The following is a 13,949-nucleotide window of genomic DNA, read 5'->3' on the forward strand; positions in this document are numbered from 1 at the left end:
GGGGCAAGGCTGCCCGGCATGTGGCTTGCGGGTGGCACGAAACTCGGACTGGCGCTGAGAGACATTCCCAAATTGTACATGGCCCTGTGATACCGCGACGTGCGGTTGCTTGTGGCCTCAAGGATACGCGGTGTACTTTGCCCGGCATCGGCGGGCGTGCCCCGCTGACCATTTACATTGTTCAGTGTTTCCCTGGCGGAGAGCGCAAGTGCGGGAAGGAATCATCGAGGAGCTCACGGCGGCCAGCCGGCTGTTCGGGCGGCTGGCGGAGGACCGGGCGTTTGTTGCCGAGGTCGAGACGGTTGGGCAGCGCTGGCTGCAGTGCATCCGCGACGGCGGCAAGGTGCTGCTGGCGGGCAATGGTGGCAGCGCGGCGGATGCGCAGCACATTGCGGCGGAGATTGTCTGTCGTTATCGGGCGGTGCGCCCGGGGGCGGCGGCGATCGCGTTGACGACCGACACCTCGGTGCTGACGGCGATCGGGAACGATTTTGGATACGAGCATGTGTTCTCGCGTCAGGTCGAGGCGCTGGGGCAGCCGGGTGATGTATTCGTCGGGATCAGCACATCCGGGCATTCGCCCAATGTGCTCGAGGCCATCGGGATGGCGCGCAAGCGTGGGCTGGTTACGGTTGCCCTGACCGGCGAGAAGGGGCTGCCGGAGACGCATCCCGCAGATCATGTGCTGCGGGTGCCCGATGCCGCTACCGCGCGGGTTCAGGAGGTCCACGGGCTGATCGGGCATCTGTTGTGCGGGATCGTCGAGGATGCGCTGGTGACCGATCAGGAACGTTCGGGGTCGGCGTGAGTGCGCGCGCCCTGTTTCTCGACCGCGACGGGGTGATCAATGTCGACCATGGCTACGTGCACCGCCCCGAGCAGGTTGATTTTGTCCCAGGGATTTTCGAGCTGGTTGCAGCGGCCCGCGCCCGCCAGTGGGCCGTGGTGGTGGTGACCAATCAGTCGGGTATTGGGCGCGGCTATTACGACGAGCATGCGTTCCGACACCTCAGCGAGTGGATGCGGGGCCGGTTTGCCGAAAACGAAGGGCGGATCGACGCCGTCTATCACTGCCCCCATCATTCGCGCGATGCGCTTCCCGAGTACCGGAAGGACTGCACTGATCGCAAGCCGGCCCCGGGGATGTTGCTGCGTGCGCGAGACGATCTGGGGCTCGACCTGGCCGGTTCGGTGCTGATTGGTGATCGCCCATCCGATCTCGAGGCCGCGCGGCGGGCCGGGGTCGGGACGCGACTGTTGTTCGATCCGGAGGGCGCGGAATCTCTGCCCGATGAGCCAGGCGTGGCACGCATCCGCACCCTGCCCGAGGCGATTGCGTGGCTCGACTGAGCGTGCATGTGGATCCATGTCTCCCTGAGCGCCCGGAGTAGTTCGCGATGCGCCACGCGCTGTACACCACCCTGTTGCGCCTGGCTGTTCCCGTGTTGCTAACGCGGCTGGTCCGGCGGGCGCGGGCCAGCGGTGTGCCGGCAGACCGCTGGCGCGAATGGATTGGGTTGGGTGAGCCCGAGCCGCCCGGCGCGATCTGGCTGCATGCGGCCTCGGTGGGTGAGGTGGAGGCGGCCCTGCCCCTGGCGCGAGCGCTGCAGGAGAAACACCCGGGACGTCACCTGCTGGTCACGACCACTACGCCCGAGGGTGCGATGCGGGTGACGGCGGCTCTGGGGGATGCCGTGAGCCACCGCTTCCTGCCGCTGGATCTCCCGGGGGCGGTCCGGCGCTTTCTTCATCGCGCCCGCCCGGCCGTGGCGGTGATGTTCGAAACCGAGTTATGGCCCAATCTCTATCGTGGCTGCGAGCGCGCGGGTGTGCCCCTGCTCCTGGCCAGCGCGCGAATGTCGCCGCGGTCCTCCAGGCGCTATCGCCGACTGCAGCCGCTGGTGGCCGAGACGCTGGCGCGGCTGGGGGTCCTGCTCGTCCAGGACGAGAGTGCCGCGCGGGCATTTCTTGATCTCGGGGCTCCGGCTGAGCGCCTCCGGGTCGGAGGCAATCTCAAATTCGACCGGGAACTGCCACCCGGCCATGAACAGGGCGCGGCCTTCCGGCAGGAGTTCGCTGGGGCGGCGCCGGTCTGGGTTGCGGTGAGTACCCGAGAGGGCGAGGACGCGGCGGTGCTGTCGATTCACCGACTGTTGCGCGCCGAGTTTCCGGACGCGGTGCTGGTGTGGGTGCCCCGCCATCGGGAGCGGTTCGAGCCTGCATTCGAGGCTGCGCGCGCCGCAGGTTTTCGGACCGGGCGGCGAAGCGACGGGCCGACCGGGCCGGTGGATGTGCTGATCGGCGATTCCATCGGCGAGGTGGGTCTCTACCTCGGGGCCGGGGACGCCGCATTTGTGGGGGGCAGCCTGGTCCCGCTTGGTGGTCAGAACGTGCTGGAACCGGCGGCGTTGGGTCTCCCGGTAGTGACCGGCCCGAGTACCGAACACTTCGAATCCGTTGTGGCGCGGATGGAGGCGGTCGGGGCCTTGCACCGGGCGCAGGATGCCCATGGGGTGGCCTGCGAGCTGGTGCGTCTGCTGAAGTCGCCGGATGCACGCCGAGCGATGGGGGAGGCGGGCCGTGGAGTTGTGGACTCGGGGCGTGGAGCTGTGGGGGAGGCGGTCAGCGCGATCGAGCACTGTCTGGAACGCGGACGTGCGAATTAATCAGCGTTTCCCTGGCTATTTCGAACAGGGACGGCTGCGGTGTGGCAGCTGCATTCTCAACACACTCCCCGTGTGACCGATGCCTTGTTTGTTCGGGCCGGTTTGTCGAGAGTTCGATGAACCGATTGTTTGGGGCGCCGGTTTGCGTGTCTCGCTCGATTGCGGAGTGTTCACGAGGGCGAGGCCGCGAGCAGAGTGGATCCGTGCGTAAACCGGCAGACTAATCAGCCGCTCCCCTGGTGTTCTTCCCGGGCCTTAGCGTTGCCCCGCACTGCCGGCACTGATAGCGGTAATGCTTGCGTTGAATCAGGTGGTGCCGTCGGGCGCTGAGCAGGTGGTGTCGGCAGTCGCAGGCGTAGTCGTGGGTTTTCATTTTGCGCCCGGACAGGGGCGTGTCATGTGTGACCCGGGGTTCGCAACCGAACGCCCGCATGCGGGCCTGCCACTCGGGACCGTGGGGGCGCGCGCCGCGCGGCCCATGATCGCGATACACGAGCGAGTGGGCGATTTCGTGTGCCACGGTGGCGGGGAAGTGGGCGTCCCAGTCAAGAACAAAGGCCTGCGGGTTGAAGCGCAGCTGCTCTTGTCCTCCCGTCATCCGCCATTGGCCCGCTGCGCGCCCTTTCAGGTTGAAACACACCTCGGGGACTTCTCCCTTCGATCCCGATTGGTTGTAAAGTTCGCGGGCCTTTTCGAGAATTCGTTTCTTCTTTTCATCGGATAAGGTCCCCGCGGGATCTTGTAATCCTCCGCGTGAGTTATCATATTGTCCATCTCGGCAGGTCCCAGACTGGACTTTGGTTTTTTCTGCTGCGGATTTCATCTTTTCAACTCTACTCGAAACCCCGGGAGTTCTGTATGAGCATGGATAACAAGAAGGCCTCCGATCTGTCGGCCGAAGAACTGTACGCCCTCGCGCGCCAGCGGGAAAAGGAAGAAGCCGAGGGCAAGGAAGCCGAACGCCGCGAGAAGCGCGAGAAGCTGATGGAAAAGCGCAAGGAGATGGTGGCACGGCATCGCAAGGAACTCGGCGAGCTCGAGCGCCAGATCCGTGAACTGGGCGGGCGCGTGGGTCGTACCGCGGGCGGCGGACGTCGCGGGCGCCGGGCCGGTGGCGAGTCCATCAGCCAGAAGCTTTGCGATATCGTCGCCACCCAGCCGGAGATGGGGATCAAGGAGATCAAGGCACAGGCCGAGAAGGCCGGCCTGGATACCAAGAACATCAGCCAGACCCTGGCCTACCTGAAGCGCCAGGGTCGCCTGACCTCGCCGCGCCGCGGGATCTACAAGGCCGCCTGACGCTACCGCTGCAGATCCGCCAGGACGGCGGTTACGGGCGGATCTGCAGCCCTTCCTCCGTACGTGTCAGCTCACCATCGCCCGCAAACCAGCGGGCGATGGTCTTTCCGGCGATCTCGTGACGCCAGCCGCTGCCCAAGCGGCCGCTCGTGCCGTCGCCCTTCAGGAGTTCGATGACGTCCTTGCGCTGCGCAATCGCGCCGGCGGTGATCTGGTTGCGTCGCGCGCACTCGCGCAGCAGGGCCATGCCGATGTCCGCCAGGACCTCTTCCGCCTCGGTCAGCTTGGCCTTGTCCGGTAGTTGTGGCCATTCCTCGCGGGGCAGGGCCTGGCCTTCGCGGATCGCCTCCAGCAGCTCTTCCTGACGTGGCGGCTTCATGCCGTCAGGGAAGCCGCGCAATTGGTGCAGGGCGGCGGCGTCCTCCGGCGTGCGCCGGGCGATATCGATCAGGATGTCGTCGGCCAGGATCCATCGGCGCGGGCGGTCGCTCGCCTGCGCCGCGCGTTCGCGCCAGGCGGCCACGGCCTTGAGTACGCCGCGCTCGCGCGGCTTGAGCCGCTTGGCCCCGGAGACCCGCTGCCAGGCCGCCTCGGGGTTTGGTTCGTACAGGCCCGGGTCGCTCAGGGCCTCCATCTCCGGGCGCAGCCAGTGCATGCGGTCATGGCTTTCCAGTTCGTGCAGCAGGCGCATGAACACCGTGGCCAGGAAGCGTACGTCATCGGCGGCGTAAAGGATCTGTTCCTTGCTCAGGGGGCGGCGTGCCCAGTCGGTGCGGGTCTGGCTCTTGTCGAGGTCGCGATCGAGGATCGCCTTGACCAGGTTGGCGTAGCCGATCTGCTCGCCGTGGCCGAGCATGCTGGCAGCGATCTGGGTGTCGAACACCGGGGCGGGCACGCGTCCGAGTTCGCGATACAGGACCTCGAGATCCTGCGAGGCCGAGTGGAAGACCTTGGTTACGCCGGCATCGAACAGCAGGGGTTCCAGCAGCTTGATGTCGAGTTGCAGCGGGTCGACGCAGGCGATCTGGTCCAGAGTTGCCAGCTGGATCAGGCACAGGCGCGGGTAGTAGGTCTTCTCGCGCATGAACTCCGTATCCAGCGCGATCCAGTCGGTCCCGGCGATGGTGTCGAGGAAGCCCTGCAGGGCCTCCGGGGTCTCGATCAGGCCGTGATCATGCATGGGGCGATTTCTGGCTGGCCTCGAAGGCCGCCTTCTGCTCCGGCGTCGCCTCCTTCTGGTAGCGCTCCTTCCACTCGCTGTAGGGCATGCCGTAGACGATCTCGCGGGCGCTCTCGTAGTCGATGGACTCGCCGCGTTCTTCGGCGGCGGCCACGTACCACTTGGACAGGCAGTTGCGGCAGAAGCCGGCCAGGTTCATCAGGTCAATGTTCTGCACGTCCTTGCGTTCGTCCAGGTGCTGCAGCAGGCGGCGCAACACGGCGGCTTCGATCTCGGTTTGCTTGTTCGGGTCCATGCAAGGCTCCTTGTTTCGGTTCGGACACAGTATGCGTGACAGTCCCGGTTTGCTTCGACCGGGATGGGGTCGGCGTTTTCCTCAGGTGAGGTGCAGCAGCCAGCGCCGACGCAGGTCGCGCAGCAGGGAGAAGATCAGGGGCCAGACCAGGGCGCTGGTGAGGACCGGCGCCCAGTACCAGAGGCTGCCCGGCGGAAATCCGGTGATGCCCTGTGGCCACAGGGCCAGAAGCTTGAACAGGGCCATCAGGATGGCGACCACCATCATCTGTTGCCAGACCGGATAGACCCGCAGGCGCGGGTGGATCTGCAGCACGATGTAGATGACCACTGCCAGGGCGATGGCGTTCTGTCCCAGCAGCTGGCCCTGCAGGGTGTCCAGCAACAGGCCGGCGACGAAGGCGGTCAGGATGCCGATGCGCGACGGGAAGGCCATGGCCCAGTAGATCAGGATGAGCGCCAGCCACTCCGGGCGCGCCGGGCGCAGGATATCCGGGACCGGCACGATGGCGAGGGCCAGAGCTGCCAGCAGGGTCAGCGCCACCGGCCAGGGGATGCCGATGGCACGGGTCACGGTGTCCCTTCGGCCGGTTCTGATTCGAGCGCGTTCGGAGCCGCCTCCAGGTCGTTGTCCAGATTGAGCGGAGCGATCGCTGAAACGGCGCCGTCGGTCCACAGCAACAGGACCTCGCGGGAGCGGTCCAGGGCCGCCAGCGGTTCGGCCTCGATGCTCAGGAATGGTTGGCCCTGTGGCCGCTCGACCGAGGTGACCCGGGCCACTGGGTAGTCGGCCGGGAAACGGCCGCCCAGCCCGGAGGTCAGCAGCAGGTCGCCGGGCTCCACATCCTCCTGCAGCGGAACGTGGCGCATCTCCAGGCGTTGCGGGTTGCCGGTGCCGACCACCAGACCGCGCAGCCCGGTGCGTGCGCTCAGTACCGGCAGCGCGTGGCTGGGGTCGGAGATCAGCAGAGCGATCGAGCTGGTCAGGCGGGTCGACAGGACCTGGCCAATCACGCCGTCGGCATTGATGACCGGCTGGCCGGCATAGACATCGTCATTGCGCCCCTTGTTGAGCACGATCTGCTGGCGAAAGGGGTCGAGATCCACGGCCAGCAGCTTGGCGATCTCGACCCGCTCTTCGGCCTGCTCGGCGGTATTCAGCAGGGCGCGCAGGCGGTCGTTCTCCAGCTGCAGGGCCTCGAAGCGCAGCTGACGCGCGCGCAGCTCGGCATTCTCGCTGCGCAGGATGCGGTTCTCGGTGATCAGGTCTTCGCGGCTGGTGAACGACTCGAACACCCGGCTGACCGCGCGGACCGGTGCGTCCACCGCGACCTGCAGCGGGTAGGTGACGGTGGCCAGGGCGCCGCGGACAAACTGCAGTTCGTTGACGCGGTGATCCAGCGCCATCAGCGCCAGGCCCAGCAGGATCACCGCGAGCAGGCGCAGAGTGGGCGAGACACCCAGTCTGAACAGCGGCTTGCTGATGGCGTGACCTCCGGTTCCGGATCGCGTCGACAAGGCAAAGCCGCTGCGGAACCCCGTCCCGTGCGGCTTTGCCGACCTGTTGCGGCCCGGAGTGTAACCCGAACCAGACCCGCGCCGTGGCGACGCGGGCGGGGTGGTCCGGCCTTATTCCATTGCGAGGAAGTCGACCCGTTTCTCGTCGAGCATCTCCAGCACCCGGCCGCCGCCGCGGGCGACGCAGGTCAGCGGGTCGTCGGCGATGACCACCGGGATGCCGGTCTCTTCCATGATCAACCGGTCCAGCTGCTGCAGCAGGGCGGAGCCGCCGGTCAGCACAATGCCGCGCTCGGCGACGTCCGCGCCGAGTTCCGGCGGGGTCTGCTCCAGGGCGGTGCGTACGGCAGAGACGATGCCGTACAGCGGATCCTGCAAGGCTTCCAGGATCTCGTTCGAGTTCAGGGTGAACGAGCGCGGCACGCCCTCGGCCAGGTTGCGGCCCTTGACCTCGATCTCGAGCAGTTCCTTGCCCGGATAGGCCGAGCCGACGGTGTGCTTGATGCGTTCGGCGGTGGCCTCGCCGATCAGTACGCCGTAGTTGCGGCGTACATAGGCCATGATGGCCTCGTCGAAGGTGTCGCCGCCGATGCGCACGGATTCGGAATAGACAATGCCGTTCATCGACAGCACCGCGACTTCGGAGGTCCCGCCGCCGATATCCAGCACCATGGAGCCGACCGCCTCGTCCAGCGGGATGCCGGCGCCGATGGCTGCGGCCACGGGCTCCTGCAGCAGATAGACCTTGCGCGCCCCGGCGCCGAAGGCGGATTCGCGGATCGCGCGGCGTTCCACCTGGGTGGCGCCGCAGGGCACGCAGACCAGCACGCGCGGGCTGGGGCGGAAGATCCGCCGCTCGTGCACCTTCTTGATGAAGTACTGCAGCATCTTTTCGGTCGTGGTGAAGTCGGCGATGACGCCATCCTTCATCGGGCGCACCGTCACCACGTGCTCCGGTGTGCGGCCGAGCATCTTCTTGGCCTCGATCCCTACGGCCTCGATGGAGCGCGGGCCGCCCGGGCCGCGGTCCTGACGAATCGCGACCACGGAGGGTTCGTTCAGGACAATGCCCTGGCCGCGCATATAGATGAGGGTGTTGGCGGTGCCGAGATCGATGGAGATGTCGTTGGAGAACAACCCCAGAAGGCGTTTGAACATGAAGAAGAAACCTGCTTGAGTGGGCGGGCGGGAAAGCCGTCGACTCTAGCAAGCGCCCGGGGTTTGGGCAACAACGGCTTTGTGGTAAGTTTGCGCTCCGTTTCGCCCAATGAATCCGAACGCTACAGGACCCACGCCGCCATGTCCGTCGATACCTCCGAAGTCCGGCGCATCGCCCATCTCTCCCGTCTGGCCATGAACGATGACCAGGCCCGGGATTTCGCGGGTGGGCTGAGCGACATCTTTGACTTTGTCGAACAACTGGATGGTGCGGCCATCGAGGGTGTCGAGCCGATGGCCCACCCGCTGGACGCCGAGCAGCGCCTGCGCCCGGATGCGGTGACCGAGCCGGATCGGCGCGAGGTCTTCCAGGCCATCGCCCCGGCTGTCGAGGGTGGTCTGTACTTGGTCCCGCGCGTCATCGAATGATCCGCGCCGTCGCCGTTCTGTTGAACCCGTCACGCTTCTAGCCAGCAAGAGTCCCCGAAACCATGGCCCAGGAAACCCTGTCCGGCTGGGTGCGCAAGCTCCAGGCCCGCGAGATCAGCTCGCGCGAATTGACCCAGCTGTATCTGGACCGGATCGAGCGTCTCGATCCGCAGTTGAACAGCTTCATCACCGTGACCGCCGAGCAGGCGCTGGCGCAGGCCGATGCCGCCGATGCGCGCCTGGCGAAGGGTGAAAAGACCCCGCTGCTGGGCGTGCCGGTCGCGCAGAAGGACATCTTCTGTACCGAGGGTGTGCGCACCTCCTGCGGTTCGCGCATGCTGGATCCGTTCGTCTCGCCCTACAACGCCACCGTCGTCGAGCGCATGAATGCCGCCGGTGCGGTGATGCTGGGCAAGACCAACATGGACGAATTCGCGATGGGCTCGTCCAACGAGACGAGTTTCTATGGTCCCGTTCGCAACCCCTGGGATACCGAACGCGTCCCGGGTGGTTCCTCCGGCGGCTCCGCCGCCGCGGTGGGGGCGCGCCTGGTGCCGGGTGCCACGGGCACCGACACCGGCGGTTCGATTCGCCAGCCGGCAGCATTCTGTGGCATCACCGGGCTCAAGCCGACCTACGGCCGCGTCTCGCGCTACGGCATGATCGCCTTCGCCTCCAGTCTCGACCAGGGTGGCCCGATGGCCGCGACTGCCGAGGACTGCGGGCGGATGCTGAACGCCATGGCCGGCTTCGACGAACGCGACTCGACCAGCGTCGAGCGCCCGGAAGAGGACTTTACCGCCGGACTGGAACAGGACCTGAAGGGCCTGCGCATCGGCCTGCCGACGGAATTCTTCGGCGAGGCCGGTCTGGACGAGCGCGTGCGGGGCGTGATCGACGCCGCCATCGAGGTGCTCAAGGGCCGCGGCGCCGAGGTGCGCGAGGTCGGCCTGCCGAACAGCCACCTGTCGGTGCCGGCCTATTACGTGGTCGCCCCGGCCGAGTGCTCCTCCAACCTCGCGCGCTTCGACGGCGTGCGCTACGGCTACCGCTGCGAGAATCCCGAGGACCTGATGGACCTCTACACCCGCTCGCGCGGGGAGGGCTTTGGCGACGAGGTGAAGCGCCGCATCATGGTCGGTACCTACGTGCTGTCCGCCGGGTACTACGACGCCTACTACCTGAAGGCGCAGAAGGTCCGGCGCATCATCGCCGACGACTTCCGCCGCGCCTTCGAGGACGTCGACGTGCTGCTGGCGCCGACCACCCCGGAGCTGCCGTTCGCGCTGGGTGCCAAGGCCGACCCGGTCAGCATGTACCTGTCGGATATCTACACCATCGCCGCGAACCTCGCGGGGCTGCCGGCGATGTCGCTGCCGGCCGGCGAGATCGACGGCCTGCCGGTCGGGCTGCAATTGATCGGCAACTACTTTGACGAGGCGCGCCTGCTGGGCGTTGCTCACCAGTATCAGCAAGAGACCGACTGGCACGCCCGCGTGCCGGCGGCCTTCGCCTGAGGGCCCTGCACATGGAATGGGAAACCGTCATCGGGCTGGAGATTCACGCCCAGCTCAATACCGTCTCCAAGATCTTCTCCGGGGCGCCCACCGCCTACGGCGCCGAGCCCAACCGCCAGGCCTGCCCGGTGGATCTGGGCATGCCCGGCGTACTGCCGGTGCTGAACCAGGGCGCGGTGGAGCGGGCCGTGATGCTGGGGCTGGCGATCAATGCCGAGATCACCCCGCGCTCGGTGTTCGCGCGCAAGAACTACTTCTATCCGGACCTCCCCAAGGGCTACCAGATCTCGCAGTTCGAACTGCCGATCGTGGGCCTGGGGCATCTGGATATCGAACTGGAAGACGGCACCATCAAGCGCGTTGGCGTGACCCGCGCCCATCTCGAGGAGGACGCTGGCAAGAGCTTGCATGAGGGCTTCGAGGCGATGACCGGTATCGACCTCAATCGCGCCGGCACCCCGCTGATCGAGATCGTCTCCGAACCGGAGCTGCGCTCCGCGAAGGAGGCCGTCGCCTACATGAAGAAGATGCACTCGCTGGTGCGCTATCTGGATATCTGCGACGGCAACATGCAGGAAGGCAGCTTCCGCTGTGACGCCAACGTCTCGGTGCGGCCCAAGGGCCAGACCGAGTTCGGCACCCGCGCGGAGCTGAAGAATCTGAACTCCTTCCGCTTCGTCGAGCGCGCCATCAACTTCGAGGTCGAGCGTCAGATCGACCTGATCGAAGGCGGCGGTTCGGTGGTGCAGGAGACTCGCCTGTACGACCCGGACCGCGATGAGACGCGCTCCATGCGCAGCAAGGAAGAGGCGAACGACTACCGCTACTTCCCCGATCCGGACCTGCTGCCGCTGGTCGTGGATAACGCATTCATCGACTCCGTGCGCGAGAAGCTGCCGGAACTGCCGGATGCCAAGCGGGCACGCTTTGTCGAACAGTACGGCCTGTCCGACTACGACGCCGGCGTACTGACCGCCGCGCGCGACATGGGCGATTTCTACGAGGTCGTGGCTGCCGGTTGCGGCGCGCCCAAGCTGGCCGCCAACTGGGTGATGGGCGACTTCTCCGCCGCGATGAACCGCTCCGAGGTCGAGCTGGCGGATGCCCCGGTCAATGCCGAGGGTCTGGCCGGCCTGCTCGCGCGCATTCAGGACGAGACCATCTCCGGCAAGATCGCCAAGGAAGTCTTCGAGGCGATGTGGAACGGCGAAGGCGACGCCGATGCCGTGATCGAGGCCAAGGGGCTCAAGCAGATCACCGATACCAGCGCGATCGATACCATCATCGACGAGGTCATGGCCAGCAACCCGCAGCAGCTCGAGCAGTATCGCGGCGGCAAGGACAAGCTGTTCGGTTTCTTTGTCGGCCAGGTGATGAAGGCGACCCAGGGCAAGGCGAACCCGGCCCAGGTCAACGAGCGCCTCAAGTCCAAGCTGGACGGTTGATGCCGTTGCGTATTTCGGAGTCCTGCCACCATGCGTGAGACCGATACCCTCCACCGCTTCATGCTGGAGGAGGCCGGGGTACGCGGCGAGTGGGTGCACCTGGACGCCTCCTGGCAGGCCCTGCTGGAGCTTCACGAGTACCCGCCAGTGGTACGCGACTTGCTGGGCCAGGCCTATGCGGCCGTTGCCCTGACTGCCGCCACGCTCAAGTTCGACGGCTCGTTGATCCTGCAGATCACCGGCCCCGGGCCGGTGCACATGATCGTCGCCCAGGCCGATGGCCAGGGGCGGCTGCGTGGCCTGGCGCGCTTTCGCGAGACCCCGCCGGAGGGCGCGACCCTGGCCGAATGCGCCGGCGAGGACGCACGGCTGATGCTGACGCTGGACCCGGGCGACGGCAGCGAGCGCTATCAGGGCGTCGTGGAGCTGGAGGGCGATTCGCTGGCGGAGGCGATGAACGTCTACTTCGAGCGTTCGGAACAGCTGCCGACCCGGTTGTGGCTGGCGAGCGGGGCGCAGTCCGCCGCCGGTCTGCTGTTGCAGGCGCTGCCGGCCGAGGGTGGCAATGCGGTGACGCGCGACTCGGAGGAGTGGAACCGCGCCACGATCCTGGCCGAGACCACCACCGCCGACGAGTTGCTGAAGCTGGACGCTGGTGCCCTGCTGGGCCGGTTGTTCGCCGAAGAGCGGGTGCGCCTGTTCGACGGCACGCCGGTGACTTTCCACTGCCCCTGCTCGCGCGAGCGCATCGCCGAAACCCTGCGCAGTCTGGGGCGTGACGAGATTCGCAGCATCATCGAGGAGCAGGGCGCGGTGGAGGTGACCTGCGAGTTCTGCAACGCGCATTACCACTTCGATCCGGTCGACGCCGAGGCCCTTTGTGCGCCCGAGGTTGCCCAGCCGCCGATCCCGGACACCCGCCAGTAGACAGGGCTTTCCGGGGTGCCCCCGATCCCGAAGCCTTTCCCGGACTCCCCTCGTTAGCCTGTCGTGACGTTCGGCAACTCTGCCGCAGGGACCCGTGGTCCCCATCGTCCCCCGGCCTTGCTATAGAACAGACTGACCTTGCAGCAGTCTGCAGACGAGGGCGCGATGTATTCCCGGCACACCGAAATTCCGACCCTGGATGTCCGCCCCGGCTGGCTGGTTGAGGCGCGCTATTTCAACCAGGTGCGTCGCGCCCTGGCTCGGCTGGGACCGGAGATCCGCCTGTCGCCGTCGGGGCTCAAACAACTGGACCTGATCCTCCAGCGCGATGCCTGGATCGTCGTGGACCGGGTGCTGAACGATATGCCGGTGGTTGCCTGGACGGCCTTCCATTCCCGTGGTCGGCGCAGCCTGCATCGCCCGGTCGCCTGCGAGCTGTTGCTGTTCCATGCCATGGCCAGCATGGTGATGAACCGCACGCTGTCTGCGATGGAGGCGGAGCTGAGCGCGGCGATTGCCGAAGCTGCCCCACCGCCCTCACGTGGCAAGGTTCTGCCCTTTCATCCCCGCTCCTGTGCCTGATCCGCGCGTATCCGTTCGCTTCAGGCCGGGGCGTGGCGGTGGCTGCACGCTGGGCAGGCGGGGTCGCGGCGCAGCCGGATCTCGCGGAACTGCATGGCGAGCCCGTCGAGGATCAGCAGCCGGCCGCTCAGGATCGGCAGACCCATGAGCAGCTTCAGGGCCTCGGTTGCCTGCAGGCTGCCGACCACACCGGGCAGGCTGGCCAGCACGCCGTTGGCGGCGCAGGTGTCCTCGTCGCCGCCCCCCTCGCCGTACAGGCAGTGGTAGCAGGCCGCCTCCGGATCGCGGTAGTCGAAGGTGGTCAGTTGTCCCTCGAAGCGGATTACCGCCCCGGAGACCAGCGGCGTGCCGGCCGCCAGTGCGGCGCGGCTGATGGCCCCGCGCGCGGCGAAGTTGTCCGTCCCGTCCAGCACGACGTCGGCGCTGGCGAACAGCCGGGTCATCGCCGCGTCATCCAGGCGCTCGGCGCGCGTCTCCACCTGGCAGCCGGGGTTCATGGCCGCCACGCGATCGGCGGCCGAGGCCACCTTGTCGCGGCCGATGTCCGCATCGGTATGCAGGATCTGGCGCTGAAGGTTGGTTACCTCCACATGATCCGGGTCGACCAGCGTCAGCCGGCCCACCCCGGCTGCGGCCAGGTAGGCGGCCACCGGGGAGCCCAGCCCGCCGAGCCCCATGATCACTGCATGCGCCTGCTGCAGGGATTCCTGCCCTTCGATGCCCACGCCGGGGAGCATGATCTGGCGGCTGTAGCGCAGGAGTTGGTCGTCATCCATGGGGCAATCTCCGGGGTAAGGCCGAAATTGTAACCGGCGTCACGCTCGTGGACGGGCTCAGTTAGGAGCCATTCAGGAACGCTGCATACGCTTGATCCTGGCAATCCTGCCACAACCCCGGGCCGTCGATGCTCTCTCAAGGCGGCCTGCATGGAAGG

Annotated in this window: 16 protein-coding genes; 9 read left to right on the plus strand and 7 right to left on the minus strand. The window is 66.8% G+C overall.

Features of this window, described 5'->3' with window-relative positions:
• Positions 1 to 208: 208 nt before the first annotated feature.
• From G333_RS0105570 to G333_RS0105580, 3 genes are read left to right on the plus strand one after another with little or no spacing between them, the layout of a single operon-like run.
• On the plus strand, positions 209 to 808 hold the full coding sequence (locus G333_RS0105570; protein WP_018994576.1) for a D-sedoheptulose 7-phosphate isomerase: 600 nt from the start codon (positions 209 to 211) through the stop codon (positions 806 to 808).
• Positions 805 to 1,350, plus strand: a complete 546-nt coding sequence (locus tag G333_RS0105575) for a D-glycero-beta-D-manno-heptose 1,7-bisphosphate 7-phosphatase (protein WP_019627915.1) — start codon at positions 805 to 807, stop codon at positions 1,348 to 1,350. Before G333_RS0105570 ends, G333_RS0105575 begins: the two co-directional genes overlap by 4 nt.
• A 47-nt stretch (positions 1,351 to 1,397) precedes the next feature.
• Positions 1,398 to 2,666: a 3-deoxy-D-manno-octulosonic acid transferase gene (locus G333_RS0105580; protein ID WP_019562788.1), complete on the plus strand. Its 1,269-nt coding sequence runs from the start codon at positions 1,398 to 1,400 to the stop codon at positions 2,664 to 2,666.
• A gap of 220 nt (positions 2,667 to 2,886) precedes the next feature.
• Here G333_RS0105580 and G333_RS14650 read toward each other — a convergent pair whose 3' ends face one another.
• Positions 2,887 to 3,489 (minus strand): SprT-like domain-containing protein, encoded by a 603-nt coding sequence (locus G333_RS14650; RefSeq protein ID WP_081624502.1) that lies wholly within the window; start codon positions 3,487 to 3,489, stop codon positions 2,887 to 2,889.
• A gap of 35 nt (positions 3,490 to 3,524) precedes the next feature.
• Between G333_RS14650 and G333_RS0105590 the strand changes: the two genes are divergently transcribed.
• Positions 3,525 to 3,965 (plus strand): hypothetical protein, encoded by a 441-nt coding sequence (locus G333_RS0105590; protein ID WP_018145243.1) that lies wholly within the window; start codon positions 3,525 to 3,527, stop codon positions 3,963 to 3,965.
• A 31-nt stretch (positions 3,966 to 3,996) separates the two neighbouring features.
• Here the strand turns inward: G333_RS0105590 and rnd are convergent, their stop codons facing one another.
• The 5 genes from rnd to G333_RS0105615 form a co-directional block, all read right to left on the minus strand.
• On the minus strand, positions 3,997 to 5,145 hold the full coding sequence (gene rnd, locus G333_RS0105595; RefSeq protein WP_019627917.1) for a ribonuclease D: 1,149 nt from the start codon (positions 5,143 to 5,145) through the stop codon (positions 3,997 to 3,999).
• Positions 5,138 to 5,440 (minus strand): DUF1244 domain-containing protein, encoded by a 303-nt coding sequence (locus tag G333_RS0105600; RefSeq protein ID WP_019627918.1) that lies wholly within the window; start codon positions 5,438 to 5,440, stop codon positions 5,138 to 5,140. Before G333_RS0105600 ends, rnd begins: the two co-directional genes overlap by 8 nt.
• An 81-nt stretch (positions 5,441 to 5,521) precedes the next feature.
• A complete protein-coding gene (mreD, locus tag G333_RS0105605; RefSeq protein ID WP_018169025.1) occupies positions 5,522 to 6,013 on the minus strand; it encodes a rod shape-determining protein MreD in 492 nt (163 codons plus the stop codon).
• A complete protein-coding gene (gene mreC / locus G333_RS0105610) occupies positions 6,010 to 6,957 on the minus strand; it encodes a rod shape-determining protein MreC (protein ID WP_018169026.1) in 948 nt (315 codons plus the stop codon). The genes mreD and mreC overlap by 4 nt, the downstream gene beginning before the upstream one ends.
• 111 nt (positions 6,958 to 7,068) lie before the next feature.
• The gene (locus G333_RS0105615; protein WP_018142132.1) at positions 7,069 to 8,115 is read right to left on the minus strand and encodes a rod shape-determining protein; all 1,047 of its coding nucleotides are present in this window, start codon (positions 8,113 to 8,115) and stop codon (positions 7,069 to 7,071) included.
• A 141-nt stretch (positions 8,116 to 8,256) separates the two neighbouring features.
• Between G333_RS0105615 and gatC the strand changes: the two genes are divergently transcribed.
• From gatC to G333_RS0105640, 5 genes are all read left to right on the plus strand, one after another.
• Positions 8,257 to 8,544, plus strand: a complete 288-nt coding sequence (gene gatC, locus G333_RS0105620) for an Asp-tRNA(Asn)/Glu-tRNA(Gln) amidotransferase subunit GatC (protein ID WP_018169027.1) — start codon at positions 8,257 to 8,259, stop codon at positions 8,542 to 8,544.
• Positions 8,545 to 8,606: 62 nt separating this feature from the next.
• The gene (gene gatA, locus G333_RS0105625; protein ID WP_018951645.1) at positions 8,607 to 10,061 is read left to right on the plus strand and encodes an Asp-tRNA(Asn)/Glu-tRNA(Gln) amidotransferase subunit GatA; all 1,455 of its coding nucleotides are present in this window, start codon (positions 8,607 to 8,609) and stop codon (positions 10,059 to 10,061) included.
• Between the two features lie 11 nt (positions 10,062 to 10,072).
• Positions 10,073 to 11,506, plus strand: a complete 1,434-nt coding sequence (gatB, locus tag G333_RS0105630) for an Asp-tRNA(Asn)/Glu-tRNA(Gln) amidotransferase subunit GatB (RefSeq protein WP_019627919.1) — start codon at positions 10,073 to 10,075, stop codon at positions 11,504 to 11,506.
• A 30-nt stretch (positions 11,507 to 11,536) separates the two neighbouring features.
• Positions 11,537 to 12,433 carry an Hsp33 family molecular chaperone HslO gene (gene hslO / locus G333_RS0105635; RefSeq protein WP_018145251.1) on the plus strand — a complete coding sequence of 299 codons (897 nt, stop codon included), beginning with the start codon at positions 11,537 to 11,539 and terminating at the stop codon, positions 12,431 to 12,433.
• A 165-nt stretch (positions 12,434 to 12,598) separates the two neighbouring features.
• Positions 12,599 to 13,015 carry a hypothetical protein gene (locus tag G333_RS0105640; RefSeq protein WP_018937291.1) on the plus strand — a complete coding sequence of 139 codons (417 nt, stop codon included), beginning with the start codon at positions 12,599 to 12,601 and terminating at the stop codon, positions 13,013 to 13,015.
• Between the two features lie 20 nt (positions 13,016 to 13,035).
• Here G333_RS0105640 and G333_RS0105645 read toward each other — a convergent pair whose 3' ends face one another.
• Positions 13,036 to 13,791 (minus strand): molybdopterin-synthase adenylyltransferase MoeB, encoded by a 756-nt coding sequence (locus G333_RS0105645; protein WP_018951641.1) that lies wholly within the window; start codon positions 13,789 to 13,791, stop codon positions 13,036 to 13,038.
• Positions 13,792 to 13,949: the final 158 nt, after the last annotated feature.

The organism is Thioalkalivibrio sp. AKL10 (assembly GCF_000381845.1).
Taxonomy (GTDB): Bacteria; Pseudomonadota; Gammaproteobacteria; order Ectothiorhodospirales; family Ectothiorhodospiraceae; genus Thioalkalivibrio; species Thioalkalivibrio versutus.